Raw genomic sequence first — 25,162 nt, 5'->3', positions numbered from 1 at the left:
CCGGTCCGGCCCGGGCTGCGTGCCACGCGCAGCCGCGGCGCGGTGCCCGGCATGGCGGCCGGGGCCTCGCCGCTGCCCGGCCCGGACGAGCGCGCCGATATCGGCCAGCGCATCCCCGAGATCCTGGTGCGCAGCAGCCCGGAATGGCGCGGCGCCTGCCTGCGCCAGGTCGGGCATATCCCCGCCGGCTATACCTACCTGGCGCAGCTGATGGGCCACGACATGGGCAGCAGCGTCCAGGCCGAAAGCGTGCCCTGGTCGCGCAGCGACAGCGACCTGCCGGGGACGCCGGTGCGGCGCTACAACCTGATCGACAATCCGCTGACGCTGGAGACCGTCTACGGCCCCGGCCCCCTGATGCTGGCCCATGTCTACGACCCGGACAGCTGGCTGTTTCGGCTGACCCCCGGCGCCCGGCTGGCGCGGATCTATGCCCGCGGCCTCAACCCGGTCTCGGATCCCGATCCGCAGCCGATCCGCGCGCTCTATGACGAGCGCAACCGCGATTCGCTGATGCTGCACGAGCTTTGCGTGGCCTGGATGCAGTTCCACAACCGCAATGCCCGCGCGCTGATGCAGCGCGGCCATGCCCCCTATCGCGCCTATGTGCTGGCCCGCGCCCATGCGGTGCGCTGCTGGCACGCGATCCTGCTGGGCGACCTGCTGCCGCGCTTCCTGCATCCCGCCATCGCGGGGCTTCAGGCGCATCAGTTGCCGCGCGCCTGGGCGCTGGACGAGACGACGCTGCTGCACGGGCTTTGCCGGGCCTTCCACGCGCTGCCGCTGGCGGCCTATGACTTGGGCCGCTCGGGGCTGCACAACCTGGGCACGCTGCTGAAACGCGGCTATGCCATCAGCGAGGCCGAGACCGACTGGCGCATCGACTGGCCGCTGTTCTTCGGGACCGAGCGCGGCGGCCCGCTCAGCGGCATCTCCGCCAGCGTGGCGCCCGAGCTGCGCGCGCCGGTGACGGCGGCGGCGGTGATCGCGCTGGACAACCGCTCTGCCGCCGAGGCGCGGCCGCTGCGACCCGGCAACGACGACATCGCCGAGGCCATCGCCGGCCTGCCGGACGACTGGCCCGCCCGCCTTGCCCCGGCGCGGCTGGCGGCGGATTTCGCCGCCGCCCATCCCGAGGCGCCGATCCGCCTGGACCGCGCGGTGCTGGAATGGGGGCCGCTCTACCAGTTCCTGATGGTCGAGGCGCAGCTCCACGGCCGGCGCGGCGGCTTTGGCCCACTGGGCAGCGCGCTGCTGCGCGGCTCGGTCGAGGGCTCGATCCGCCGCGTGGTGCTGGCCCCCGAGGATGCCGCGACCGCCGGGCTGCCCCGGCCCGCGACCATGCTAGAACTGATCACCCTCGTGAGAGAATGAAGGGAGCAAGAGCCATGCCAGGGAATCGCAAATACATCATCATCGGGGCCGAGGTCGACCAGGCCGAGGCATTCCTGCACAAGGACGGCAGCATCAGCGCCCGCAAGGGCCGCGACGGCGAGCCGCTGAACGTCGAGTTCATCGGCCGGCTGATGGTCGAGCTGTCCCAGCGCGGCAAGGCCGCGGTGCCCAAGGCCGAACTCGACGCGCTCGAGGAACGGGTGAAAAACGCATTGATCGTGCAGGATTTTTCGACGCAGAGCGGAGAGGCGGCGCTGAGCGATGCCGAGCGCGAGGCGATCCTGGAGAACACCACCGTCCGCATCGAGTTCGAGAGCCGCCGCCGCGGCCGCCGGAAGCCGGACCGCAACACCCGCATCCTGGTCGTGCCCTCGGACGAGACGCTGGGCATCGCCGATGCCATGCTGCGCGCCCAGGGCGAGTCCGAGGGCTTCCGCCCGCCGCTGTCCTACGAGCTGGACCGGGCGCTGATGCTGGCCAGCCTGAAGACCGAGATCCTGGAGATGGTGCGCGAATTCGCCGCCCGCGCCCATCCCGACTGGAGCTCGGACCTGCAGGCGGCGCTGGAAAGCCATATGGAGGAGGCCATCCGCGACCGCAGCCTGTTCAAGGATCCGGCCGGCCAGCCGGCCAGGGACGTGAAGAACGAGATCATGGCGAGCCCGCTGCGTGCCTTCCACCGTTCGGTCGGGATCTACGCCACCAACATGTGCCGCTAGACCGGGAAGCGCAGCCGCGCGGCCGAGGCCTGTTCCAGCGTCTCGCGCAGCTCCTGCCGCCATTCCTCGCGCCGCAGCGGGAAGACCGACAGGAACCAGTCGAGCAGCTGCGCATCCGTGGCCTCGGCCGGGCCGTGCCATTGCCTGCGCAGGTCGGCCAGGTAGCCGTCGAAACGCCGCGCCGCCGCCTCGGTCTCGCCCAGCCGCCACAGCGCGGCGCTGTGCCAGCCGCCCACGGTCGGCATCAGGCCGCCGCGGTTCTCGCACTGCCGGGCGGCGGCAGCGTAATCGCCGCAAAGATAATCCACCGCCGCCAGATAGATCTGGTGGAAGGGCTCCATCACCTCGGCATGGCGCCGGGTCTCGGCGGCCAGGTCGGCGGCCTTGTCCAGGTCGCCGGCGAAGGCGAAACCCAGCGCGCAGGAGGCCAGCGTCAGCGGATTGTTGCGGTTGAGCGTCAGCGCCTGGTCGAAATGGAACTCGGCCAGGTCGAAATAGCCCAGGTGGCAGAAGCACCAGGCCAGCACCCGATGCGCCCGCGTGTCCAGCGGATCGGCCGAGACCGCGACGATGGCATGGTGCATGGCGTCGCGCTTCAGCTCCTCGGTCTGATAGGTGCCGGGCAGCAGCACATGGCGCACGTTCAGCGCGCCCGCCAACTCGGCATGGGCGGCACCGAAACGCGGCGATTCCTCGGTGATCTCGCGCAGGATGGCCAGCGCCTCGGCCTCGGTCTCGGGCGACCAGCGATCCAGCAGCGCCTGCGCCTTCAGCCAGCGGTCGTAGATGCCCGGGCCGGAATCGGCCAGCGAGCGGTCCGAGACCACCACCGACAGCGCGTTGGCGATGTTGGAGAGCAGGATGCGGACCTTGTGCTCCCAGTCGGTCTGCGGCTGCTCGATCCATTCCGACCAGACCAGCTGGCCGCCGGCGCCGCGCTTGACCTCGACGAAGAAGCGCAGCGCCCCCATCAGGTGGAAGGGCTGCAGCGTGACCCGCACCTGCGCCGGCACGGCGCTTTCCTCGATGATCGACCATTCGCGAAAGCGGGCCATGCGCATGCGCAGGTCGGCGAACAGCACGTTGGTCATGCTTTCCAGCTCGCCCCCCGCACCCTCGGCCGGCAGCAGCGACACCGACAGGCCGACCTGCGGCGCGCGGTCGCCCTGCGGCCGCTGCCGCCCGCCGCCGGTCGGATCCAGCTTGATCGCGGCCAGCAGCGCCACCGTCTCGGCCTCGGGCTCCTGGTCGAAGGCCTCGTCCAGATGAGCGTAAAGCGCATTGTAGCGTTCGATGGCGCGGGTCGAATGCCCGGCCCGCCAGTCCAGCCGCATCAGCAGCCGGGTGGCGCTTTCGTTCGAGGGCTCCAGCGCGATGGCGAATTCGGCCAGGGCGCGCGGACCATCTTCAGGACCGTCGCCCGCATTGTCGGCGGTCTCGGCCAGCCGGCGGTCCAGCACCTGGCGCAGCCCCGCCAGCAGATTGGCGCGGGTGATCGCCAGCCAGCTGTCGAACGAGGCGCTGATCCCTTCAAGCTGCACGGTCTGGTCCACCAGCAGCCGGATGCGGTCCGCCTCCTCGGGATCCCAGTCCGGGCGGGCCAGCCGGGCGGCCAGCTCGTCCTGCAGAACGAAGCTCTGCGGCAGGCGCAGGGCGATCTCTCCGGCATTGGTCTCGAGTCCGAAGCCGGGAAAGCCCTCCATGGCGCGGCGGATATGCTTGACCGCCTGCCGATACGAGGCCGAGGCCTTGTGCTCGTCCGAGTTCTGCCAGAACAGGTCGGTGACCTTTTCCGTGCGATGCACCGGGGTGCGGTCGGCCAGCAGGAAATACAGCAGCGCCCGCGCCTTGCGCAGCCGCAACGCGTCAAGAAGCCGCAAAAGGTCGTCGAGCTGCATCCGAACCCCTAGCCAGACCCGCGACGCCGGTGCCGTTGCGTCGCAAATCGTTAGACATCAAGTTCTGGACATAACGCAACCGTGAGCGGCGGTCCATTGCGGCGCAGCATCGCCGGGTCCGGCGCAGGCCCCTCTTGCCGGGGGGTCAGGGGCCGACCGGCCGGCCGCCAGGGCGCAGGCGCAGCGGCGGCGCGAACATCACCGCATTCCCGAGCAGCGCCAGCCCCAGCCCCAGCAGGCCGGTCCAGTGCCAGCGATAGCCCTCGAAGACCGTCGAGATCGCCAGCGCCACCACCGGGAACAGCACGGTGGCATAGGCAGCGCGCGACGAGCCGATCCGCGCCACCATCAGCAGATAGGTGGTGAAGCCCAGCACCGTGCCGATCCCCGCCAGGTAAAGCAACGCCGCCAGATAGGCGGTACCGGGCGGCGCCACCATGGGCGTGCCGGTCAGCGCGATCAGCCCGGCCAGCACCAGCGCGCCATAGCCCATGCCCCAGGCGCTGGCGATGCTGGGCGGAAGGCCGGCCGCGCTGTTGCGCCGCGAGACCATGTTGCCGAGCGAGAAGAACATCGTCCCCAGCGCCGCCAGCGCCAGGCCGCGCAGCGTGTCGGCGCCCTGGGCCTGCGCCAGGTCGGGACCGAACAGCAGCGCCACCCCCGCCGCGCCCAGCAGCGCCGCCAGCACCGTCCGCCCCGAGACCGGGTCGCCGAAGAAGACCCGCGCGTTCACGGCGTTGAAGATCGAGGCCAGCGAGAACACCACCGACAGCAGCCCGGATGGCACATGGCCGGCCGCCGCGTAGAAGCACAGGAAATTCAGACAGAACAGGCAAAGCGCCTGGGCAAGGATCCAGATCTGGTCCCGGGCCGCCGGCAGGCGCAGCCGCCCCAGCACCGCGAGCAGCGCCAGATACAGCGCCGCCGCCGCAGCGAAGCGATAGAAGACCGAGACGAGCACCGGCACCGGCCCGACCTGCAGGGCGATGGCGATCCAGGTCGAGCCCCAGATCAGCACGGTCAGCACGAAAAGCAGCAGGTTCATGGCGGGCTCCGAAAGGACTGGCCCCGTCCCTAGCCCATCCGCGGCCAGCCGGATTGCACGATCTTGCTGCGATCCGGCGCGGATCGGCGGCGGCGGCCCTCGTGCCGCCTTTCCGCCGCGCCCCGGCTGGCCTAATCTTGGGCCATGTCCGGCCATGCCCTGCCCATCTCGACCTATCTTGCCCGCTCGCCGCATGCGCAGATGCTGGGCCATCTCGATCTGGGCTTCGGCTGCTCGGCCACGCTGTGGCGCAACCGCGACGCCCGCATCAGCTATGACGAGCCGCAGGGCCATACGCTGAGCTTCTACACCCGCGGCGGCCAGGGCACCCGCCGCCTGGACCGGCAGGGCGAGGCGGCTCATGGCTGGCCCGGCGCGGTCTGCCTGATGCCGCATGGCCATGCCTCGAACTGGGAGATCACCGAGAGCTTCGAGTTCATCCACCTGCACCTGCCCGATGACGAGCTGCGCCGCAGCTTCGCGCAGATCTGCGAGCGCGATTCGCGGCTGATGCAGCTGGCCGACCTGACCTATGTCGCGGCGCCCGAGCTGGCGGCGCCGTTCCAGGCCCTGCATGGCGCCACCCGCCGCGCCGACCGGCTGGCGGCCGAGGCGGCGATGCACGAACTGCTGGGCCGGATCTTCACCGGCGGGCGCTATGTCGCCCCCGGACGCAGGGTGCTGACCGGCGGGCTGGCGCCGCGCCGGCTGCGGCTGGTGCTGGATCACATCGAGGCCAATCTGGCCGAGCCGATCCAGCTGCGCGACCTGGCCGCGCTGGCCGGGCTCAGCGCGTTCCATTTCCAGCGCAGCTTCCGCGCCAGCTGCGGGGTCTCGCCGCATCGCTGGATCACGGCGCGGCGCATCGAACGGGCGCGGCGGCTGCTCGGCTCGGGCGCGCCGCTGGCGCGCATCGCGCTGGATTGCGGCTTCGACAGCCAGAGCCATTTCACCCGCGTCTTCAAGGCCGCCATGGGCCTGACGCCCGGCGGCTATCGCGCCGCGCTGGGCGGCGCCCGACCGCCGCGCGCGACGTAAATCTGCCACAGGAAAGGCCGGATCCCGTTACCGCAGCCGGCTTTCGGTGAAGCGGCAGGCGCATCGCGCGTGGCGAGCTGGCTGAGTTGGGTATTTGGGGAGCAAAGAAGCGGCCGGCTTTCGCGCGGAGAAAAAGCAACGGCCAGCCGGGTCGGGCTGGCCGTTGGTCGTTTGCGGCCAGCGGGCGCCCTAGAAGCTGCGCGAGACCGAGAGCTTGAGGTTGCGGCCGGGCGCCGGGCCGGTGAGCCAGGTCGCGGGCGTGTAGTTGCGGTCGGTGACGTTGTCGACGCCCACATGGACCTCGACGCTTTCGAGCTGGCCGCCCTGCGGTTTCCAGGTCGCGAAGATGTCGTGCACGCCATAGCCCGCGCGGCGATCCCCGTCCGGCTTGTCGCGGCCCGCGGCGAGCGTGCTGCGCAGGCCGATGCGCCAGGCGTCGCTGGCCTGCCAGATCGCCGAAAGCGTCACGCGGTTGTTCGGCAGCGTGTCGAGATCGGCGCCGTCCTGGTCCTCGCCGCTCACCACCGAAACCGCGGCGCCCAGCTCCCAGGCCGCGATGGAATAGCTGGCCTCGAGCTCGCCGCCGCGCAGATAGGCGCGGTCGATGTTGACATAGGCGGGCGTCGGCGCGGGCGCATTGGTGCGCACGATCATGTCGTCGATATGGTTGCGGAACAGCGTGAGCTTCAGCACCGCCTCGTCGCCGGCAGCGAAAATGCCCGAACCACTATAGGAGATGCCGGCCTCGATGTTCTTGCCCTTCTCGTCCTTGAGGTCGGGCGAAGGCGCGCCGCCCATATAGGTGTCGAACAACTCGTCCGCCGTCGGCATGCGGTTCACCAGCGCGACCGAGCCGAAGACCGACCAGTTGTCGTCCAGCCGATAGATCGCCGCGATCTGCGGTTCGAAGGAATCGGAACTGTAGCGGTCGTCCGTGGCGGTGACGGAACTTTTCGGCTCGATGCGCTGCCTGTCATAGCGCAGGCCGGTGTTCACCGTCAGCTCGCCCCAGGTCACCTCGGACAGCGCGAAGGCGGACCAGAACCGGGTGATCCCCTCGGGGTGCGAGGCCGCGGCCACGCGCGAGGAACGGTCCTGCCGCGAAATCTCGGCCCCGGTGGTCAGGTGATGGTCAAAGCCTGCCCCCGAGAGATCGGCGACGTTCTGCAGCCTGAACTTCCATAGCCGGTAATCGCGCCGGCCGAGGAAGCTGTCCATGATCGGCTCGTCCGGGTCGTCGCCCTGCTGCACGTCCTTCATGGTGCTGGTATAGGACAGCGTCGCGGTCAGATCGACATAACGGTTGTCCTGCGGGTTCCAGCCCCAGATCAGCCGCGCGGTCTGGTCGCGGGTGGTGATGTCGCCCACGCCCCAGGAAAAGCCCGGATAGAACATATCCTTTTGCGACCCGTTGATCTGGTCGAAATCCTGATCCTCGCCCTTGGCCTCGAGATGCTGGTAAGAGAAGGCGACATATTGGTCGCCGAAGGTCTTTTTCGCCTTCAGCAGCAGGTTGGGCGTCTTGGAGTTTGACCGCACCGTGGTGTTGCCGTCGGCATCCTTGGTGTCGCCCAGCTTGCGCCAGGCGAAGGCGGCCAGGGCCTCGAAATCCTCGGCGGGGCGCCAGCCAAGCGCGACGCTGCCCAGCACCGTGTCGGGATTGCTGGCATAGCCCAGCTTGGCCTTGCCGCCGAAGGTCTTGCCGGGGGCGATCAGGTCGCTGGCCTCGATCGTCTCCATGGCGATCACGCCGCCAAGGGCGCCCGAGCCGTAGAGCGTGGAGGAGCCGGGACCGCGCAGCACCTCGACCTGGCGCAGGAAGTCCGGTTCGACGAACAGCGCGCCCTGACGGTAGGATTCGTAGAATTTCTTTTCGCCGTCGAGCAGTTGCACTATGCCCGCCTCGGACGCGGCCTGTTCGGTGGCGCCGAAGCCGCGGATATTGAAACCCTGGCCGAAGAAGCTGCCCGAGCCGACGCCGGCGACGCCCGGCACCGTGGCCAGCACCTCGCCGATATGGGTGGCCTCGATGTCGTCGAGCTGCTGCTCGCTGACCACCGAGACGGATTGCGGCACCTCGGAGGCCACCTTGGGCTTGCCGGCGCGCAGCACGATCTGGTCGAGCACATAGCCTTGCGAAGGCGTCCCGGCCGCGTCCTGGGCCAGAAGCGGAGTGGAAAGCGTCAAGGCGGTCAGGCAGGTGGTCCCCGCCAGAACCGCGCCGCGGATCGAGTGGTGTTGCATGTGTCCCCGTGGATTTGTCGGCAGTTTCAGGCTGGCCACGGGGCTGGCATCTTGCGCGCCGTAAATTATTCTTAGTAAAACTGTCAATGATTCCTTGCGCATCGTTGCGGTCCGATCCGGGCATGTGCAGCAGAAAAAAGGCATGTCGATGACCGAGCATTCCCCCGAAGACCTGCGCCGTATCCTGGCCGAGGATGGCGGCCGCCCCTTTGACCTGGCCGCGCGGCTGGGCCTGCCCGAGGCGGCGCTGGTCGCCGCCCGCGTCGGCCATGGCACCACCCGCATCGAGGCCGCACCGGGCCGGCTGATCCCGCATGTCCAGGCCCTGGGCGAGGTCATGGCGCTGACCCGCAACCGCTCTTGCGTGATCGAGAAGGTCGGCACCTACAACGACTTCCACGACGGCGAGCATGCCGCGATGACCGTGGACCCCGAGATCGACCTGCGCATGTTCCCGCGCCACTGGGTCCATGCCTTCGCCGTCGAGAATCCGGGCGATTCCGGCATCCGCCGCTCGATCCAGGTCTTCGATGCGGCGGGCGACGCCATCCACAAGGTGCATCTGCGCGAGGCTTCGGACCTGGCCGCCTGGGAGGCGCTGACGCGCGACCTGGCGCTGGCGGACCAGTCCGACCGCGCCGTCTTCGCCCCCCGCGAGCCTGTCGAGGCGCCGAAAGCCAATCCCGAGCGGGTCGACGCGCTGCGCCGCGAATGGTCCGAGATGACCGACACGCATCAGTTCAACATCCTGATCCGGCGGCTGAAGATGAACCGCCTGGGCGCCTATCGCATCGTCGGCAGCCCGCATGTCCGGCCGCTTGCCGTCGATGCCGTGCCGGCCCTGATCGAGCGCGTCCATGCCGGGGGCGTCGGCGTGATGATGTTCGTCGGCAACCAGGGCTGCATCGAGATCCATTCGGGCCGGTTCGAGGTTCTGAAGCCGATGGGCCCCTGGCTGAACGTCATGGACCCGCGCTTCAACCTGCATCTGCGCGGCGATCACGTGGCCGAGGTCTGGGCGGTCGAGAAGCCGACCAGACGGGGCCCGGCCATCTCGGTCGAGGCCTTCGACGCCGATGGTGCGCTGATCTTCCAGTGCTTCGGCCTGCGCCCGGAAAAGGGCGGCGACGCCGAGGGGTGGGCCGCGCTGGTGGATGGCCTGCCGGCCCTGGCAGAGGCGGCGGAATGAGACGCCCCGCCCTGGCCCCTGCCCTTGTCCTGGCGCTGCTGGCGGGCGGCGCCCAGGCCGATTCCTGGCCCGAAGCCCGGCGCGTCCTGCCACTGGGCGGTTCGGTGACCGAGATCATCTATGCGCTTGGCGAGCAGGATCGGCTGGTCGGGCGCGACACCACCTCGAACTGGCCGCCCGAGGCCAATACCCTGCCGGATGTGGGCTATGTCCGCGCCCTGTCGCCCGAGGGCGTACTGTCGGTCTCGCCCGACCTGATCATCGCCGAGGAGGGCGCCGGCCCGCCCGAGGCGGTGTCGGTGCTGAAAGCCGCCGGCCTGCCCTATGTGACCGTGGCCGAGCGCCATGACGCCGAGGGCGTGCTGCAGAAGGTGGACGAGATCGCCGAGGCGCTCGGCGTGCCCGACAAGGGCCGGGCGCTGCATGACAGGCTGGCGGCAGACCTGAAGGCGGCCGCCAGCCGGGCCGAGACCGTCGGAGAGCCCAAGAAGGTGCTGTTCGTCCTGTCCCTGCAGGGCGGGCGGGTGATGGCCGGCGGCACCGGCACGGCGGCGGACGGCATCATCCGCCTGGCCGGGGCCGAAAACGCCATGCAGGGCATCGAGGGCTACAAGCCCGTCACCGACGAGGCGATCATCGAGGCGGCGCCCGATGTCATCCTGATGATGCAGCGCGGCGGCGCCGAGGAAGCCCCTGCCCCCCGCGACGGGGCCGGCGGCCAGCTGAGCCACGGCGCCGCCAAGGCGACGGCCCTGGCCATGCCGGCGCTGGCGCAGACCCCGGCCGGGCGCAACGGCGCGCTGGTGACGATGGACGGGCTGAAGCTGCTGGGCTTCGGCCCCCGCACCGGCGAGGCCGCGGTCGAGCTGCACGACCTGATCTACGCGGGGTCCTGATGGTGGCCATCCTGCCCGAGCTTCGCCGGCCCGCGCGCCTCGAGGGCGACCGCAGCCACCGCGCGCGCCGGCTGGGGCTGGTGCTGGCGCTGGTGCTGGTGGCGGTAACGCTGGCCTCGCTGGGCTGGGGCGCCTCGGGCACTTCGCTGACCCGGGCCGTCTCGGATCTCGCCGCCGGCCGGGCGCTGGCGGTGCAGGATCGGGTGGTGCTGATGGACATCCGGCTGCCGAGGGCGCTGATGGGGATCTTCGTCGGCGCTTCTCTGGCGGTCTCGGGCGCGGTGATGCAGGGGCTGTTCCGCAATCCGCTGGCCGATCCGGGCATCGTCGGGGTCAGCTCGGGCGCCTCGCTGGGGGCGATCGTCGCCATCGTGCTGGGCTCGGCCCTGCCGGCCGGGATCGCCGGCTTTCTCGGCTGGTATCTGGTGCCGGTCGCGGCGTTCTGCGGCGGCTGGATCACCACCATCCTGCTTTACCGCATCGCCACGCGGCGCGGCCGCACCTCGGTCGCGACCATGCTGCTTGCGGGCATCGCGCTGGGGGCGATCATGGGCGCCGTCTCGGGCATCCTGGTGTTTCGCGCCTCGGACAGCGAATTGCGCGACCTGACCTTCTGGGGGCTGGGCTCGCTGGCCGGGGCGAACTGGCCCAAGCTGGCCGCCGCGGTGCCGATCATGGCGCTGGCGCTGGTCTTCGCGCCCTGGCTCGCGCGCGGGCTCAACGCGCTGGCCCTGGGCGAGGCGGCGGCCGGTCATGTCGGCATCCGCGTGCAGCGGGTCAAGAACCTGGCCATCCTGACCGTGGCCGGGGCGACCGGGGCGGCGGTGGCCGTCTCGGGCGGCATCGGCTTCGTCGGCATCGTGGTGCCGCACCTGCTGCGGCTGGCCAGCGGGCCGGACCACCGCTATCTGCTGGTGAACGCGGCGCTGCTGGGCGCGGTCATGCTGCTGATCGCCGACATGGTCAGCCGCACCATCATCGCGCCGGCGGAGCTGCCCATCGGCATCGTCACCGCCATCATGGGCGGGCCGTTCTTCCTGTGGATCCTGTTGCGCAACCGCGGAGTGCTGGACCTGTGAGCCTGATCGCCGCCGGCATCCATGTCAGCCTGGGCCGCAAGGAGATCCTGCACGGCGTCTCGGTCGAGGCGCGGGCGGGCGAGATCACCGCCATCGTCGGCCCCAACGGCTCGGGCAAGACCACGCTGATGCGCTGCCTGACCGGAGAGCTGGCCTGCCGCGGCCGCATCACCCTGGACGGCCGCGACCTGGCCGCGATGCCACCCGAGGAACAGGCGCGGCGTCGGGGCGTGCTGCCGCAGGCGGCGGCGCTGTCCTTCCCCTTCACCGTGGCCGAGGTGGTGCGCATCGGGCTGGAGGCGCGGGGCGAGCGGGCGGACGGGCTGGTGCCGGCGGCGCTGGCGGCGGTGGACCTGCCGGGCTTTTCCGGCCGGCTCTACCAGGAACTTTCGGGCGGCGAGCAGCAGCGCGTGCAGCTGGCCCGGGTGCTGGCCCAGGTCTGGCAGCCGGTCGATGCCGAGGGGCCGCGCTGGCTGCTGCTGGACGAGCCGGTCAGCAGCCTCGACATCGCCCATCAGCTGACGGTGATGCGGCTGGCGGCCGATTACGCCCGGCGCGGCGGCGGGGTGGTCGCGGTGATGCACGACCTGAACCTGACCGCGCTTTTCGCCCGGCACCTGATCCTGATGAGCGGCGGCCGCGTCCTGCGTCAGGGCCGGCCCGACCAGGTGCTGACCGACGAGACCCTGTCGCTGGCCTATGGCTGCCGGCTGCGGGTCAACACCGCCCCCGAAAGCGGCATCTGGGTGCTGCCCCATGCCGCCGCCTGAAGCGCGCCCGCCTGCGACCCAAGGCCGCGCCGGGATTTACAAGCGCCGGCCGGCATCGCCATATTGCCCTTGACCGGCGCCGGGCCGGCCGCTGGCGGAGGTGCCGGATGCACGCGATGGTCCTTGAACAGATCGGCTCGCCGCTGGTCTGGACCGAATTGCCCGACCGCCGGCCCGGCCCGGGCGAGATCCGGGTCAGGGTCCTGGCCTGCGGGGTCTGCCGCACCGACCTGCATGTGGTCGATGGCGAGCTGCGCGACCGCCACCTGCCGGTCATCCCCGGTCACGAGATCGTCGGCCGCGTCGATGCGCTCGGCCCCGGGGTGACCGGGCTGCGGCTGGACGAACGGGTGGGCATTCCCTGGCTCGGCCATACCTGCGGCGCCTGCCCCTATTGCCGGGTCGGGCAGGAGAACCTTTGCGACGCGCCGCAGTTCACCGGCCACACCCGCGATGGCGGCTATGCGACCGCGGCCATCGCGGATGCGCGCTTCGCCTTTCCGCTGGGCGAGGAGGGCGAGGACGTGGCCCTGGCGCCGCTGCTTTGCGCCGGGCTGATCGGCTGGCGGTCGCTGGCGATGGCGGGCGAGGCGCGGCGGCTTGGCCTTTACGGTTTCGGCGCGGCGGCGCATATCATCGCGCAGGTGGCGAAATGGCAGGGCCGCCATGTCCATGCCTTCACCAAGCCCGGCGACCGGACCTCGCAGGATTTCGCCCTGAGCCTGGGCGCCGATTGGGCCGGGGCCTCGGACGAAGCCCCGCCCGAGGCCCTGGACGCCGCGATCATCTTCGCCCCGGTCGGCGATCTGGTCCCGGTGGCGCTGCAGGCGGTGCGCAAGGGCGGCCGCGTGGTCTGCGCCGGCATCCACATGAGCGACATTCCGGCCTTTCCCTATGCGCTGCTGTGGGAGGAGCGCCAGCTCGTCTCGGTCGCGAATCTGACGCGGCAGGACGGGCTCGATTTCCTTGGCCTCGCGCCGCGCATCGGCATCCGGACGCAGACCACCGCCTATCCGCTGCGCGACGCCAACCGGGCGCTGGCGGACCTGCGGGCCGGCCGTTTCGACGGCGCCGCAGTGCTGGTGCCATGATCCCATCCATCGAAAGAGTGCCGGCATGACCACGAATGCAGTTCCCCCGACCGACGCCGCCGACCGCAATGGCGAGGTGTTCCGCGCCATCGACCGCATGCGCGAGGCGGCGACGGCGCGCCTCAGCGCCGGCCTGTCGCCGGTGGCGCTTGGCATGGCGCTGCTGGACTGGTCGGTGCACCTGGCCGCCGCCCCCGGCAAGCGGCTGGAACTGGCCGACGACGCCATGCACGAGACGGCGGCGCTGCTCGCGCATGTCGCCGCGCTGGCCGCCGATCCCGAGGCCGAGCCGGCGATCCTGCCGGTGCCGCAGGATCCCCGCTTCCGGGCCGAGGCCTGGCGCCAGCCGCCCTTCAGCCTGTGGGCGCAGGGTTTCCTGCTGGCACAGCAATGGTGGGACCGCGCCACGCATGACGTGCCGGGCGTCGATCCGCATCACCAGGCTGTCGTCGCCTTCGCGGCGCGGCAGCTGCTCGACATGGCCTCGCCGGCGAACTTGCCCTGGATGAACCCGGAGGTCATCGCCCGCACCGCGGCGACCGGCGGCACGAACCTGGTCGCGGGCTGGCGCAACTGGGTCGAGGACGTCACGCGGCTTGCCACCGGCCGGCCGCCGGCCGGGGCCGAGCAATTCCAGGTCGGCCACGACGTGGCCGCGACCCCCGGCAAGGTGGTGTTCCGCAACCGCCTGATCGAGCTGATCCGATACGCGCCGACGACCGACACGGTGCTGGCCGAGCCGGTGCTGCTGGTCCCGGCCTGGATCATGAAATACTATATCCTGGACCTCGCGCCCGAACATTCGCTGATCCGCCACCTGGTCGCGGCCGGGCATACGGTGTTCTGCATCTCGTGGCACAATCCCACCTCCGAGGACCGCGACCTGACGCTGGAGGATTACCGCAAGCTCGGCGTGATGACGGCGATCGAGGCGATCTCGGGGATCCTGCCGGGGCGCGGGATCCATGCCGCCGGCTACTGCCTGGGCGGCACGCTGCTGACCATCGCCGCCGCGGCGATGGCCGGGCGCGGCGACGACCGGCTGGCCAGCGTCTCGTTGCTGACGGCGCAGACCGACTTCACCGAGCCGGGCGAACTGGCGCTGTTCATCGACCACGACCAGCTGCACATGCTGGAAAGCATGATGTGGCAGCGCGGCTACCTGTCCTCGAACCAGATGGCCGGGGCCTTCCAGCTGCTGCGCAGCAACGACCTGGTCTGGTCGCGCCTGGTCCACGACTACCTGATGGGCGAGCGCGAGCCGATGACCGACATGATGGCCTGGAACGCGGATGCGACGCGGATGCCCTATCGCATGCATGCCGAATACCTGCGCTGGCTCTATCTGGAAAACGCCCTGGCCAGCGGCAAGCTGCTGGCCGACGGCCATCCGCTGGCGGTGCAGAACCTGCGGGTGCCGATCTTTGCGGTGGGCACCGAATACGACCATGTCGCGCCGTGGCAATCGGTCTACAAGATCCATTACCTGACCGATACCGAGCTGACCTTCGTACTGGCGAGCGGCGGGCACAATGTCGGGATCGTCTGCCCGCCCGGCCGCCCCGGCACGCATTACCGCCTGGCCGAGAAGCCCGCCGACGGCGTCTGCCTGGCCGCCGGGCAATGGCTGGAGGCGGCGGAACTGCGCGAAGGCTCGTGGTGGAGCGCCTGGACCGACTGGCTGGCGCGGCATTCCTCGGCCAAGCGCATCGCGCCACCGGCACTCGGCCAGCGCAAGCGCGGCGAGCCGGCGGCGGAGGACACGCCGGGCCGCTACGTGCTGGAGCGGTGAGAACCGGAGCCGGGTCGCTGCCTCCTGCCGCGGCCATGGCCGGGATGTGCCGCGATACCCTGACGGCCGGGTGAGAGCCCGAGCGCCCGCCGCGTTCAGGCGGCCGTCCGACTCAGCGCGACGGCCTCCATGGCCATCATCCGCTCCTCGTTGGCAGGGATCACCAGCACTTCGAACCGGCCCAGCGGGGCCATGCGGCGCAGGATCGCCTCGCGCACCGACGCGGCGTTCTCGCCGATGCCGCCGGTGAAGACCATGGCGTCGATCCCGCCCAGCGACACCGCCAGCGCCGCGGCCGCCTGGGCGCATTTCAGCGCGAAATAGTCCAGGGCAAAGCGCGACTCGGGCGTCCCGTCCGCCAGCAGGGCCGCGACATCGTTCGACTTGCCCGACAGGCCCAGCAAGCCCGAGCGGTTGTAGATCAGCTCCTCGATCTCCTCGACCCGCAGGCCGAAGCTGCGCTGCATCAGCAGGATCGCGCCGGGATCGACGGCGCCCGAGCGCGTGCCCATCGGCACCCCGTCCACCGCCGTCATGCCCATGGTGGTATCGACGCTGCGCCCCTTGCGCATCGCGCAAAGGCTGGCGCCGTTGCCCAGATGCGCGGCGATCACCCGGCCCTCATGCAGGGCCGGATGTTCCTCGGCCAGCACATGCGCGAGCCATTGATAGGACAGGCCGTGAAAGCCGTAGCGGCGGATGCCCTTGTCGTAATAGTCGGGCGGCAAGGCGAAATGCGTGAAGAGCGGGTCTCGGCCGGCATGGAAGGCGGTGTCGAAGCAGGCCACGTCCGGCACCTCGCCCACCAGCCGGCGCGAGGCGGCGATGGCGGCCAGGTTGTGCGGCTGGTGCAGCGGCGCCAGCGGGATCAGCGCCCGCAGGTCCTGCAGCACCTGCGGCGTGATCAGGGTCGAGCGGGTGTATTTCGTGCCGCCATGCACGATGCGATGCACGACCGCCCGCATCCGCCAGCCGTCGTCATGCGCGTCGATGAAATCCAGCAGCGCCTGCAGGGCGGCGGCATGATCCGAGCCGGGCGGCAAGGCCAGCCGCGTCTCGGGCCCGTCGGTCAGCGCGGCGCGCAGCTCGGCTTCGCCGCCAATGCGGCTGACCGCGCCCCGCGCTAGCAAGACAAGCCCGTCATGGGCGAAGACCCGGAACTTGAGGCTGGACGACCCGGCATTCAGGGTCAGGATCGTCGGGATCATTTCACCAGCCCCCTGGCGCGGGCATCGGCCATCAGCACCGCCAGCGCGCAGGACAGAAGCCGCGCCCGCACGGAATCGGCCCGGCTGGTCAGGACGACCGGCACCCGCGCGCCCAGCACGATCCCCGCCGCATCGGCGCCGCCCAGGAAGATCATCTGCTTGGCCAGGATGTTGCCGGATTCGATGTCAGGCACCAGCAGGATGTCCGCCTGGCCCGCGACGGGGGACACGATGCCCTTTTCGCGCGCCGCGGCGGCGCTGATGGCGTTGTCGAAGGCCAGCGGCCCGTCCAGCACCGCATCGGCGATCTGGCCGCGATCGGCCATCTTGCAAAGCGCGGCGGCGTCCAGCGTGGCCTGCATCTTGGGGTTGACCGTCTCGACCGCAGCCAGGATCGCGACATTGGGCCGGGCCGGGCCCCAGAGCACGCGCCAGAGCCCGATGGCGTTCTGCACGATGTCGGCCTTGATCGACAGGTCCGGCGCGATGTTCACCGCCGCGTCGGTGATGATGAAGGGGCGCGGATAATCCTCGGTCAGCATCAGGAAGGCGTGGCTGATCCGCCGCTCGGTCCGCAGCCCGCATTGCGGGTGGATCACGGCGCCCATCAGCTCGTCGGAATGCAGCGAGCCCTTCATGATCGCCCCGACCTGCCCGGCCGCCGCCATCTGCGCCGCACGGGCGGCGGCGGCGTGGCTGTGCTCGGTATCCACGATCTCGTGGGCGTCGGGGGGCTGGCCGGCCTCGGCCAGGGCGGCGGCGATGCGGGCGGCGGGACCGATCAGCACCGGCTCGATCAGCCCGGCGCTGACCGCATCGGCCAGGGCCTCGAACACCTTGGGCTGCACGGGATGGACGACGGCGGTGCGCAGCGGCGGCAGGCCGGCGCAACGGTCCATCAGGGCCTGGTAGTGGTCGGTCATGCGGCCTTCCTTTCCTGCTGTCGCGGCAAGAACGATAGAGATCGGCCGGGCCGGGGCAACCGCCTGCGCGCGGCAGGGCGAAAATGTCGCGGCGGATCGGCGGATCAGCAGGGCGCGGCCAGCAGTCGGGCCATTTCCGCGCGCAGCTCGGCCAGTTCGAAGGGCTTGGCGATGAAGCCGTCGGCGCCCATGGCCAGCCCCTTGCGCCGCTCGACCACCGAGCCGCGGGCGGTCATCATCAGCACCCGCACGGCCTGCAGCGCCGGGTCGGCGCGAAGCTCCTGCATGATCTGGTAGCCCGAAACATCGGGCAGCATCACGTCGAGCAGCACCAGGTCCGGCCGCATGTCGCGGATGCGCGCCACCGCGCCGGCCCCTGTCGCCAGACGGTCATGGCTGTGGCCCTCGCGCGTCAGCAGGAAGTCCAGCACGACGGCGATATTGTCCTCATCCTCGACCACAAGGATCCTGGCCATGGCTGACCTCTCGGGGGGGAAAGAGCGGCCGCGTCGCAGGGACGCGGCCGCCATCGTCACAGCATGGCCGGGCAGATCGCAGCACCGCCCGCGGCCAGATGGATCAATCGGCGAAGATGTCCTTCTTGTGGGTGCCGCCCGGCACGAACAGCGCGCCGATCACCACCGTCATCACCGCCACCGCGATGGCATACCACAGGCCGGCATAGATGTTGCCCGACTGCGCCGAGATGGCGAAGGCGGTCGCCGGCAGCAGCCCGCCGAACCAGCCGTTGCCGATGTGATAGGGCAGCGACAGGCCGGAATAGCGGATGCGGGTCGGGAACAGCTCGACCAGCATCGCCGCGATCGGGCCATAGACCATCGTCACCAGCAGGATCAGATAGGTCAGGATGACGATGATCATCAGCTTCTGCCCGGTGAAGATGTCGAGGAAGTGGTTCGCCTTGGCCACAGTGTCGTTCTTCTCGGCCACCAGCGGATAGCCGGCCGCGTTTAGGGCGTCGTTCACCGATTTTTCGAAGCCGGCCTTGGCGGTGGCCAGTTCCTCGCCCGACAGGGCGGCCGCGTCGTAGGATGCGATCGCCGTGTCGCCGATCTTGATCTCGGCATTGCTGCCGGCCGGGCCCGCGACGGTTTCATAGTTCACCGAGGACTTGGCCAGCATCGCCTTGGCGATGTCGCAGGGCGAGGTGAACTTGGCGGTGCCGGTCGGGTTGAACTGGAACGAACAGGTGTCCAGGTCCGCCGTCACCGTCACCGCCGTCTGCTGCGCCGCGTAAAGCGCCGGGTTCGCCGTCTTGGTCAGGGCGTGGAACACCGGGAAGTAGGTCAGCGCCGCCAGCAGGCAGCCGCCCAGGATGATCGGCTTGCGGCCGATCTTGTCCGACAGCGCGCCGAAGAACAGGAAGCCGCCGGTGCCCAGGATCAGCGACCAGGCCACGAAGACGTTGGCCGAGAAGCTGTCCACCTTGATCACGTTCTGGATGAAGAACAGCGCATAGAACTGGCCCGAATACCAGACCACCGCCTGCCCCGCCGTCAGGCCCAGCAGCGCGATCAGGGCGATCTTGCCGTTCTTCCAGGTGCCGAAGGCCTCGCGCAGCGGCGCCTTGGACTGCGCGCCCTCTTCCTTCATCTTCTTGAAGGCCGGGCTCTCGTTCATCTGCAGCCGGATGTAGAGCGAGATCAGCAGCAGGAAGATCGAGCCCAGGAACGGGATGCGCCAGCCCCAGAGGTCGAAGGCCTTGATCATCTTGGCCGTGCCGTCGGGGTTCAGCACCGCCTGGCCGGCGGCGTCCAGAACCGGGGTCGGCTCCCAGTTGCCGTTCACATAACCCTGCACCAGCAGGATCACGATCAGCGACAGCAGCAGGCCCAGCGTGGCGGTGGTCTGGATGAAGGCGGTGAAGTAGCCGCGCTGCCCCTGGGGCGCGTGCTCGGCCACGTAGACGGCGGCGCCGCCGTATTCGCCACCCAGCGCCAGGCCCTGCGCCATGCGCAACGCGATCAGGATGATCGGCGCCGCGACGCCCCAGCTGTTGTAGCTGGGCAGCAGGCCGACCAGGAAGGTCGAGCAGCCCATGATCAGGATCGTGGCAAGGAAGGTGTATTTGCGCCCGATCAGGTCGCCCATGGCGCCGAAGACCAGCGCGCCGAATGGCCGCACGATGAAGCCTGCGGCAAAGGCCAGCAGGGCGAAGACGTTGCGCGTCGCCTCGGGAAAGGCGGTGAAGAACTGCGCGCCGATGATTGCCGCGAGCGACCCGTAAAGGTAGAAGTCATACCATTCGAAGATGGTGCCCGCGGAAGAAGCAAGGATCACCTTCTTCTCCTCCCGCGTCATCGGACGCGAGCGCACCGATGCGATATCCGTCTGGTTATAGGCCATATGGTTCCTCCCCATGATGCCAACCCTCGGCTGGCAGATGCTGGGCATGCAGGGACAGGGCCCTTTCGACGCGCGGTCGAAAGAACGGGCGGAAGGCCGTGCCCTTCCCCGATGCCGGTATCCGCCCCGCGGGCGGTCTTTCCTTCGCCGGGCCCGGCGATGATCGTCCGGGCGCGGCGTCTCCCCCTTGATATGGTCCCCGCTCGGGGACCGGGCGCCGCCGCGGAAGGCTCGCTCCGCGGCGGCGGGCGATCGTCAGCCCCGGTTCATCCGGTTTTCGATCAGCTCGTCGACGACGCCGGGATCGGCCAGCGTCGAGATGTCGCCCAGGGCGCCGAAATCGTCCTCGGCGATCTTGCGCAGGATGCGGCGCATGATCTTGCCCGAGCGGGTCTTGGGCAGGCCGGGCGCCCATTGGATCAGGTCCGGCTTGGCGATGGGCCCGATCTCGGTGCGCACCCATTTCTCCAGGTCGGCGCGCAGCTCGTCGCTGGGCTCGACCCCGTTCATCAGCGTGACATAGGCATAGATGCCCTGCCCCTTCAGCGGATGCGGATAGCCGACCACCGCCGCCTCGGCGACCTTCTCATGCGCGACCAGCGCGCTTTCGACCTCGGCCGTGCCCATGCGGTGGCCCGAGACGTTGATCACGTCATCGACGCGGCCGGTGATCCAGTAATAGCCGTCCTCGTCGCGGCGGCAGCCGTCGCCGGTGAAGTAATAGCCGGGATATTGCTGGAAATAGGTCTCCATGAAGCGCTGGTGGTCGCCCCAGACGGTGCGCATCTGCCCCGGCCAGCTGTCGGCGATGCACAGCACGCCCTCGGCCGGGTTGCCCTCCTGCACGGCGCCGGTCGCGGCGTCCAGCACCACCGGCCTGACGCCGAAGAAGGGCAGCGTGGCCGAGCCCGGCTTGGTCTCGACGGCGCCGGGGATCGAGGTGATCATGTGGCCGCCGGTCTCGGTCTGCCACCAGGTATCGACGATCGGGCAGCGGCCCTTGCCGACATGCTTGTCATACCAGACCCAGGCCTCGGGGTTGATCGGCTCACCCACCGTGCCAAGCACCCGCAGGCTGGACAGGTCGTGCTTGTCGACCCATTCCGGCCCCTGCCCCATCAGCGCGCGGATCGCGGTTGGCGCCGTGTAGAACTGGTTGACCCGGTGCTTCTCGCACACGGCCCAGAAGCGGCCGGCATCGGGCCAGGTCGGCACGCCCTCGAACATCAGCGTGGTGGCGCCGTTGGCCAGCGGGCCGTAGACGATGTAGCTGTGGCCGGTGACCCAGCCCACGTCGGCAGTGCACCAGAAGATGTCGCCGTCCTGGTAGTCGAAGACGTATTGATGCGTCATCGCCGCGAAAAGCAGGTAGCCGCCGGTGGAATGCACCACGCCCTTGGGCTTGCCGGTCGAGCCCGAAGTGTAGAGGATGAACAGCGGATCCTCGGCCCCCATCGGGCGCGGCGGGCATTCCGGGCTCACCTGCTCCATCATCGCCAGCACGTCCACGTCGCGGCCGTCGATCCAGGTGGTCTGGTCGCCGGTATGCTTGATGACCAGGCAGCGCACCCGGTCCGAGCAATGCAGCAGCGCCGCATCGGTATTGGATTTCAGCGCCGTGCGCCGGCCGCCGCGCGGCGCGGTGTCGGCGGTGATCACCAGCTTGGCGCCGCAATCGTTGATGCGGTTCGCCAGCGCGTCGGGAGAGAAGCCGGCAAAGACGATGGAATGGATGGCGCCGATCCGCGCGCAGGCCAGCATGGCATAGGCCGCCTCGGGGATCATCGGCAGGTAGATCACCACCCGGTCGCCGCGCATCACCCCCTGGCTGAGCAGGACATTGGCCATGCGGTTCACCTTTTCCGAAAGCTCGGCATAGGTGATATGGCGGGCCGGCGCCTGCGGATCGTCCGGCTCGAAGATGATCGCTGTCTGCTCGGCGCGCTTGGGCAGGTGCCGGTCGATGCAGTTGACCGAGGCGTTGAGGATCCCGTCCTCGAACCACTTGATCGAGACCTTGCCCATGGTGAAGTCGGTGTTCTTCACCGTGCTGTAGGGGTGAATCCAGTCGAGGCGCTTGCCTTCCCGGCCCCAGAACCCGTCCGGATCCGAAAGCGATTCGGCATACAGGCGGGCATAATCCGCCGGCTGCAGATGGGCTTTCTCAAAACCGGCCGGGATGGGGTGTTTCGCAACATTTTCAACGGACATGGCGGGCCTCCTCTACTCGCGATGCGGTGGGTTCCGGGCGCCCGCACTCTCCTCAAAGTGCCGCAACCGGGCGTCGGAGCCCCGATTGCCGGGATGTTAATATGATTTTCCACTTCCAGTAAACTGTTTTTTAAAAAGGATAATTTTGTAAAATAATTGACGGGATTCTCATGCGGTTTGTAAATTTTTCACAGCCTGTCGCACGGATTCCAGCCAGGACCGGCACCAATATCCGACCGCGCCGCGATCATCCTTGGGCGGCATCATGGGCCAGCTAGCCGCATCCGGCCAGATCGCCCGCCCGGCCTGCGGGTTTCCCCGGGGCCAAAGCCGGGCTTTTCGCACCCTATTCCCGCAAGGCGTCGATTTCATCGACCGTGGCCGAGCCACCCCCGGCAAGTACCAGGCGCGCACCGTCGGCGACAAGCTCGACCCCGGTGACCCGGGTATAGGCCCCGACATCCTGTGTCGACAGGATCTCGGCGCCCTTCGTCGCCTCGACGCGGAAACTGTAGAAGCCGGGCGGAAGCAACTCGCCATCCGCGCGCCGACCCTGCCAGTCCACCTCGCCCGAGCCCAGGCCGATGCTGTCCCGCAGCACCTCGTTGCCCTGCTCGTCCAGCGTGACCAGGGTCATGGCCTCGGCATTCGCCACGCCTTCGATCTGCAGGGTCAGGGGCGAGCGATCGAACCGGACCGGCGCGCTGGTGCGCACCTCGCGGCCGATCCAGCCGGAGAGCTGGCCCAGCTCGCCGCCGCCCGTGCCCTGCAGCAGTTGCTGAAGCAGCAGGTTCGTCTGCACCTGCTGCTCCACCCCCGAGAAGGTCGCGAGCTGCACGGCGAACTCGGTCCCCTCCATCGGGTTCAGCGGATCCTGGTTCTTGATCTGCGTGGTCAGCATCTTGAGAAAGGTTTCGAACTGGCTCGCGGCCTCGGACTGTGTCGCGCCGGAAGACACCGACGGCTGGCTGGTCGGCAAGCCCAGGCCGGATGTGCTGGTTATGCTGGTCAAGTGCTCATCCCCTAGATTCTGATGTCGATCTGCCGGCCCATGCCCGGTCGTGCCGCCGGCGCGGCAGCGGCCGCAAGAAAACCCGTTTCGGGCCCACGGCTGGCATTTGCGCTGCTGCCCGTCGCTGCGGCGTGCCGCTCGCGACGCTCACCGCCGCCCGAGAAGGAGACATCCGCGCCGAGCAGGCCGGCCTCGCGCAGTTCTTTCTGCAAGGCGTCGACGTTTCGCCGCAGCAGGTCGAAGGTTTCCTGGCGCTCGGCATGGACGGCGACCGAGGGCTTCTCTCCGGCGGAGATCACCAGGCGGACCTTGCCCAGTTCCTCGGGGGACAGCGTGATTTCGACGACATCCTCATGCCCCTCGGCCAGCCTGTCGGATATCTGGCCCAGGACATTCTGCGCATCGGCGGCCGTAGCCCTGAAATGCGGCCGGTCCGGCAAGCCATGCGCCAGGTCCGCCGGATGTGCCCGCCCGCTCAGCACCGACACGCTGACGGTGCCCTGATCCGGACCCGCGGCATCGAGCATGCGCTCACCACCATCCGCAAGCCTGTCCTGAAAATCCTCCGCAAGCATGGTGGAAACCGCAGGATCCTCGGTCCCGGCCGGATCGCCCCTGTCCCGAAGAGGGACATCGTGTCCCGCCCCCAGCCCCGGCCGCCGCTTCGCCTCGACGACCGCCTGCGGATGCGCCTCACCAAGGTCCTCGGCATTCCCGCCATCCGGGCGCGGCTGGCTCCGATTCTCCATGTCCGGCGCCTCGCCGACGGTCCCGCCAAGAGCAGAATCGAAGCCCGGCGGCTGCGGGCTGCCTTGCGCATCCCTGCGCTCCTTCGGGGGGACGGAAGCGCGACTGCCCAGGCGAGAATCCTCGCCGGCAAGACCCGGATCCCCCTTCGGCTCCGGCGCAGCAGGCGGATCGGTCCCGGCCGTCGCTGCGGTCGGAATGCAGGCCACCGAAGCCCCATCGTCCGGTTCCGTCGAAGCATCGGCGTCATCCCGTTCCGACAATGGCAGCTCAGACTCGCCATCCTGCACGGCTTCCGCGATGGGCGGCGGATCGAGCAACTCGAAAAACTCGCCCCCTCGGGTGTGGGACGCCCTGCCCGTTTCCGCCAATTGCAGGCCGATCATCGAAGCGCCGGCCTGCCGGCTCGCAATTTCCATCCGCTTCCCTCACCTCTTGCCTGGCACGAACGGATCGGACGATGCCACAACAGGATTACCAAATATTTACCGATGCCGCGTAAAGTCGGATGTCGGGAAAACTTTAATGAAAGGAAAACGAAGCCTTGGATATATCCTCGATCACGGCTGGCAGTCCGGGCAGCCCAAGCGCAAGGCGCGAACTTTCGGACGGCCTTGAGCAGGCCTTTCTTTCGGAAATGCTGAAATATGCCGGGCCACGCGAATCGCAGGGCGAGTTCGGTGGCGGCATCGGCGAATCGCAATTCTCCAGCCTCATGAACGACGCCTATGCCGAAGCCATGAGCCGGCGCATGGACATGAACTTCCTTTCCAGAACGGGGCAGCGGGATGGCTGAAGCGTTGTTGCTGCTCGACCAGGCGAGACGGCACCTGATCTCGTCCGAGGCCGATCTTGCCTTGGGAAAGATGCAGCGATTCGAGAAGCTGATCGCTTCCGGAGGCCTGCCGAAAGACGAGGTCGAGGCATGCGCTGAAGCCCTGCAGGCGATCCGGGCGCTGGCCGGATCCGCGCGCGAGGGCATCGCGGCGGCGAAACGTCAGGTCGCGGAAATCACGGCGATTTCCCGCAACCTGGATACCTATGATCGCCAGGGCAGAAGGCTGGATCGGCCGGCGGCCCCACGTCGGGAACAGCGGTTTTGAAGGCTCTGTTGCACAAATCCTGTTCTGGATTCCACTTTTGCAACCAAGGTGGTAACTGGGCGGCATGAGCAGAGCGACGCCCCGGCCTGCAAGACCGGGAACGGGTCGGCCTATAACGAGGTGCTCAAGCGCCGCGGCTTGCTGACAATCCGGTTCGATCCCGCCATGACTTGGAAGGCCACGCCGACAGGCAGGCGTGGCCGACAGCAGACCTGCAGCGATACCGCGATCCGGACGTGCCTGAGGATGAAGGTTTTGTTCGGCATGGCCCGGCGGCAAGCGACTGGTTTCGTCGAAAGCCTCTTGCAGTTGGTCATCTTCTGGCTCTGGAATCAATGTGTCTGGAGCCTAGCACTACTTTGGCAGAAGTTTGTTGAGTATTTTTCGCCACTTCCTACGGCAGTGGGGACAGTTGGGCGGCGGCTGACTGAGCTG

General features: G+C 69.1%; 22 protein-coding genes. 12 read left to right on the top strand and 10 right to left on the bottom strand.

What is annotated here, in order from left to right; translation table 11 throughout:
• Both I9P22_RS15060 and I9P22_RS15055 read left to right on the top strand, forming a co-directional pair.
• A partial coding sequence (locus tag I9P22_RS15060; RefSeq protein ID WP_199260332.1) for a peroxidase family protein occupies window positions 1–1,374 on the top strand: 1,374 nt, incomplete at its 5' end.
• Window positions 1,375–1,388: 14 nt separating this feature from the next.
• A complete protein-coding gene (locus I9P22_RS15055; RefSeq protein ID WP_199260330.1) occupies window positions 1,389–2,114 on the top strand; it encodes a hypothetical protein in 726 nt (241 codons plus the stop codon).
• On the opposite strand, the gene I9P22_RS15050 is transcribed toward I9P22_RS15055, so the two are convergent.
• Window positions 2,111–4,012: a BTAD domain-containing putative transcriptional regulator gene (locus I9P22_RS15050; RefSeq protein WP_199260329.1), complete on the bottom strand. Its 1,902-nt coding sequence runs from the start codon at window positions 4,010–4,012 to the stop codon at window positions 2,111–2,113. The two genes, I9P22_RS15055 and I9P22_RS15050, sit on opposite strands and share 4 nt — an antisense overlap.
• A gap of 145 nt (window positions 4,013–4,157) precedes the next feature.
• The gene (locus tag I9P22_RS15045) at window positions 4,158–5,057 is read right to left on the bottom strand and encodes a DMT family transporter (protein WP_199260328.1); all 900 of its coding nucleotides are present in this window, start codon (window positions 5,055–5,057) and stop codon (window positions 4,158–4,160) included.
• 144 nt (window positions 5,058–5,201) lie between these two features.
• Here I9P22_RS15045 and I9P22_RS15040 point away from each other — a divergent pair, with 144 nt between their 5' ends.
• The gene (locus I9P22_RS15040) at window positions 5,202–6,095 is read left to right on the top strand and encodes an AraC family transcriptional regulator (RefSeq protein WP_199260327.1); all 894 of its coding nucleotides are present in this window, start codon (window positions 5,202–5,204) and stop codon (window positions 6,093–6,095) included.
• Between the two features lie 189 nt (window positions 6,096–6,284).
• Here I9P22_RS15040 and I9P22_RS15035 read toward each other — a convergent pair whose 3' ends face one another.
• Window positions 6,285–8,339, bottom strand: coding sequence for a TonB-dependent receptor domain-containing protein (locus I9P22_RS15035; protein WP_199260326.1), 2,055 nt, complete (start codon window positions 8,337–8,339; stop codon window positions 6,285–6,287).
• Window positions 8,340–8,487: 148 nt separating this feature from the next.
• Between I9P22_RS15035 and I9P22_RS15030 the strand changes: the two genes are divergently transcribed.
• The 6 genes from I9P22_RS15030 (at window position 8,488) to I9P22_RS15005 (ending at window position 15,156) form a co-directional block, all read left to right on the top strand.
• Window positions 8,488–9,528 carry a hemin-degrading factor gene (locus I9P22_RS15030; RefSeq protein WP_199260324.1) on the top strand — a complete coding sequence of 347 codons (1,041 nt, stop codon included), beginning with the start codon at window positions 8,488–8,490 and terminating at the stop codon, window positions 9,526–9,528.
• Window positions 9,525–10,424, top strand: coding sequence for a heme/hemin ABC transporter substrate-binding protein (locus I9P22_RS15025; RefSeq protein ID WP_199260321.1), 900 nt, complete (start codon window positions 9,525–9,527; stop codon window positions 10,422–10,424). The genes I9P22_RS15030 and I9P22_RS15025 overlap by 4 nt, the downstream gene beginning before the upstream one ends.
• Window positions 10,424–11,503 carry a FecCD family ABC transporter permease gene (locus I9P22_RS15020; RefSeq protein ID WP_199260320.1) on the top strand — a complete coding sequence of 360 codons (1,080 nt, stop codon included), beginning with the start codon at window positions 10,424–10,426 and terminating at the stop codon, window positions 11,501–11,503. Before I9P22_RS15025 ends, I9P22_RS15020 begins: the two co-directional genes overlap by 1 nt.
• Window positions 11,500–12,273: a heme ABC transporter ATP-binding protein gene (locus tag I9P22_RS15015; protein WP_199260319.1), complete on the top strand. Its 774-nt coding sequence runs from the start codon at window positions 11,500–11,502 to the stop codon at window positions 12,271–12,273. Before I9P22_RS15020 ends, I9P22_RS15015 begins: the two co-directional genes overlap by 4 nt.
• A 107-nt stretch (window positions 12,274–12,380) precedes the next feature.
• Window positions 12,381–13,364, top strand: a complete 984-nt coding sequence (locus I9P22_RS15010) for a zinc-dependent alcohol dehydrogenase family protein (protein ID WP_199260317.1) — start codon at window positions 12,381–12,383, stop codon at window positions 13,362–13,364.
• 25 nt (window positions 13,365–13,389) lie between these two features.
• The gene (locus I9P22_RS15005; RefSeq protein WP_199260314.1) at window positions 13,390–15,156 is read left to right on the top strand and encodes a PHA/PHB synthase family protein; all 1,767 of its coding nucleotides are present in this window, start codon (window positions 13,390–13,392) and stop codon (window positions 15,154–15,156) included.
• Between the two features lie 95 nt (window positions 15,157–15,251).
• Here I9P22_RS15005 and I9P22_RS15000 read toward each other — a convergent pair whose 3' ends face one another.
• The 7 genes from I9P22_RS15000 to fliK form a co-directional block, all read right to left on the bottom strand.
• Window positions 15,252–16,364 carry an acetate/propionate family kinase gene (locus I9P22_RS15000; RefSeq protein ID WP_199260313.1) on the bottom strand — a complete coding sequence of 371 codons (1,113 nt, stop codon included), beginning with the start codon at window positions 16,362–16,364 and terminating at the stop codon, window positions 15,252–15,254.
• Window positions 16,361–17,392, bottom strand: a complete 1,032-nt coding sequence (locus tag I9P22_RS14995) for a bifunctional enoyl-CoA hydratase/phosphate acetyltransferase (protein ID WP_199260334.1) — start codon at window positions 17,390–17,392, stop codon at window positions 16,361–16,363. Before I9P22_RS14995 ends, I9P22_RS15000 begins: the two co-directional genes overlap by 4 nt.
• Window positions 17,392–17,763 (bottom strand): response regulator transcription factor, encoded by a 372-nt coding sequence (locus I9P22_RS14990; protein ID WP_199260311.1) that lies wholly within the window; start codon window positions 17,761–17,763, stop codon window positions 17,392–17,394. Before I9P22_RS14990 ends, I9P22_RS14995 begins: the two co-directional genes overlap by 1 nt.
• 103 nt (window positions 17,764–17,866) lie before the next feature.
• The gene (locus I9P22_RS14985; protein WP_199260309.1) at window positions 17,867–19,654 is read right to left on the bottom strand and encodes an MFS transporter; all 1,788 of its coding nucleotides are present in this window, start codon (window positions 19,652–19,654) and stop codon (window positions 17,867–17,869) included.
• Window positions 19,655–19,909: 255 nt separating this feature from the next.
• Window positions 19,910–21,865, bottom strand: a complete 1,956-nt coding sequence (acs, locus tag I9P22_RS14980) for an acetate--CoA ligase (RefSeq protein ID WP_199260307.1) — start codon at window positions 21,863–21,865, stop codon at window positions 19,910–19,912.
• A gap of 346 nt (window positions 21,866–22,211) precedes the next feature.
• Window positions 22,212–22,877 (bottom strand): flagellar hook capping FlgD N-terminal domain-containing protein, encoded by a 666-nt coding sequence (locus tag I9P22_RS14975; protein ID WP_233253412.1) that lies wholly within the window; start codon window positions 22,875–22,877, stop codon window positions 22,212–22,214.
• An 11-nt stretch (window positions 22,878–22,888) separates the two neighbouring features.
• Window positions 22,889–24,043 carry a flagellar hook-length control protein FliK gene (gene fliK / locus I9P22_RS14970; RefSeq protein WP_199260305.1) on the bottom strand — a complete coding sequence of 385 codons (1,155 nt, stop codon included), beginning with the start codon at window positions 24,041–24,043 and terminating at the stop codon, window positions 22,889–22,891.
• A gap of 218 nt (window positions 24,044–24,261) precedes the next feature.
• On the opposite strand from fliK, the gene I9P22_RS14965 reads away from it, so the two are divergent.
• The 3 genes from I9P22_RS14965 to I9P22_RS24600 form a co-directional block, all read left to right on the top strand.
• On the top strand, window positions 24,262–24,420 hold the full coding sequence (locus tag I9P22_RS14965; protein WP_199260303.1) for a hypothetical protein: 159 nt from the start codon (window positions 24,262–24,264) through the stop codon (window positions 24,418–24,420).
• Window positions 24,413–24,727, top strand: coding sequence for a hypothetical protein (locus I9P22_RS14960; protein WP_199260301.1), 315 nt, complete (start codon window positions 24,413–24,415; stop codon window positions 24,725–24,727). The genes I9P22_RS14965 and I9P22_RS14960 overlap by 8 nt, the downstream gene beginning before the upstream one ends.
• 48 nt (window positions 24,728–24,775) lie before the next feature.
• Window positions 24,776–25,162, top strand: a 387-nt coding sequence (locus I9P22_RS24600) for a transposase (RefSeq protein ID WP_332909035.1), incomplete at its 3' end; no start/stop codon positions are given.

Source organism: Paracoccus binzhouensis, assembly GCF_016446475.1.
GTDB classification, from domain to species: Bacteria; Pseudomonadota; Alphaproteobacteria; order Rhodobacterales; family Rhodobacteraceae; genus Paracoccus; species Paracoccus binzhouensis.
Note: the sequence above shows the minus strand (reverse complement) of the source record. Positions and strands in the feature narration are given on the sequence as shown.

What these genes read in the sequence shown, in the direction of transcription:
- I9P22_RS15055 (WP_199260330.1), top strand. Translation starts at nt 1,389, where the DNA reads ATGCCAGGGAATCGCAAATACATCATCATCGGGGCCGAGGTCGACCAG.
- I9P22_RS15050 (WP_199260329.1), bottom strand. Translation starts at nt 4,012, where the DNA reads ATGCAGCTCGACGACCTTTTGCGGCTTCTTGACGCGTTGCGGCTGCGC.
- I9P22_RS15045 (WP_199260328.1), bottom strand. Translation starts at nt 5,057, where the DNA reads ATGAACCTGCTGCTTTTCGTGCTGACCGTGCTGATCTGGGGCTCGACC.
- I9P22_RS15040 (WP_199260327.1), top strand. Translation starts at nt 5,202, where the DNA reads ATGTCCGGCCATGCCCTGCCCATCTCGACCTATCTTGCCCGCTCGCCG.
- I9P22_RS15035 (WP_199260326.1), bottom strand. Translation starts at nt 8,339, where the DNA reads ATGCAACACCACTCGATCCGCGGCGCGGTTCTGGCGGGGACCACCTGC.
- I9P22_RS15030 (WP_199260324.1), top strand. Translation starts at nt 8,488, where the DNA reads ATGACCGAGCATTCCCCCGAAGACCTGCGCCGTATCCTGGCCGAGGAT.
- I9P22_RS15025 (WP_199260321.1), top strand. Translation starts at nt 9,525, where the DNA reads ATGAGACGCCCCGCCCTGGCCCCTGCCCTTGTCCTGGCGCTGCTGGCG.
- I9P22_RS15020 (WP_199260320.1), top strand. Translation starts at nt 10,424, where the DNA reads ATGGTGGCCATCCTGCCCGAGCTTCGCCGGCCCGCGCGCCTCGAGGGC.
- I9P22_RS15010 (WP_199260317.1), top strand. Translation starts at nt 12,381, where the DNA reads ATGCACGCGATGGTCCTTGAACAGATCGGCTCGCCGCTGGTCTGGACC.
- I9P22_RS15005 (WP_199260314.1), top strand. Translation starts at nt 13,390, where the DNA reads ATGACCACGAATGCAGTTCCCCCGACCGACGCCGCCGACCGCAATGGC.
- I9P22_RS15000 (WP_199260313.1), bottom strand. Translation starts at nt 16,364, where the DNA reads ATGATCCCGACGATCCTGACCCTGAATGCCGGGTCGTCCAGCCTCAAG.
- I9P22_RS14990 (WP_199260311.1), bottom strand. Translation starts at nt 17,763, where the DNA reads ATGGCCAGGATCCTTGTGGTCGAGGATGAGGACAATATCGCCGTCGTG.
- I9P22_RS14985 (WP_199260309.1), bottom strand. Translation starts at nt 19,654, where the DNA reads ATGGCCTATAACCAGACGGATATCGCATCGGTGCGCTCGCGTCCGATG.
- acs (WP_199260307.1), bottom strand. Translation starts at nt 21,865, where the DNA reads ATGTCCGTTGAAAATGTTGCGAAACACCCCATCCCGGCCGGTTTTGAG.
- fliK (WP_199260305.1), bottom strand. Translation starts at nt 24,043, where the DNA reads ATGGAAATTGCGAGCCGGCAGGCCGGCGCTTCGATGATCGGCCTGCAA.
- I9P22_RS14965 (WP_199260303.1), top strand. Translation starts at nt 24,262, where the DNA reads ATGCTGAAATATGCCGGGCCACGCGAATCGCAGGGCGAGTTCGGTGGC.
- I9P22_RS14960 (WP_199260301.1), top strand. Translation starts at nt 24,413, where the DNA reads ATGGCTGAAGCGTTGTTGCTGCTCGACCAGGCGAGACGGCACCTGATC.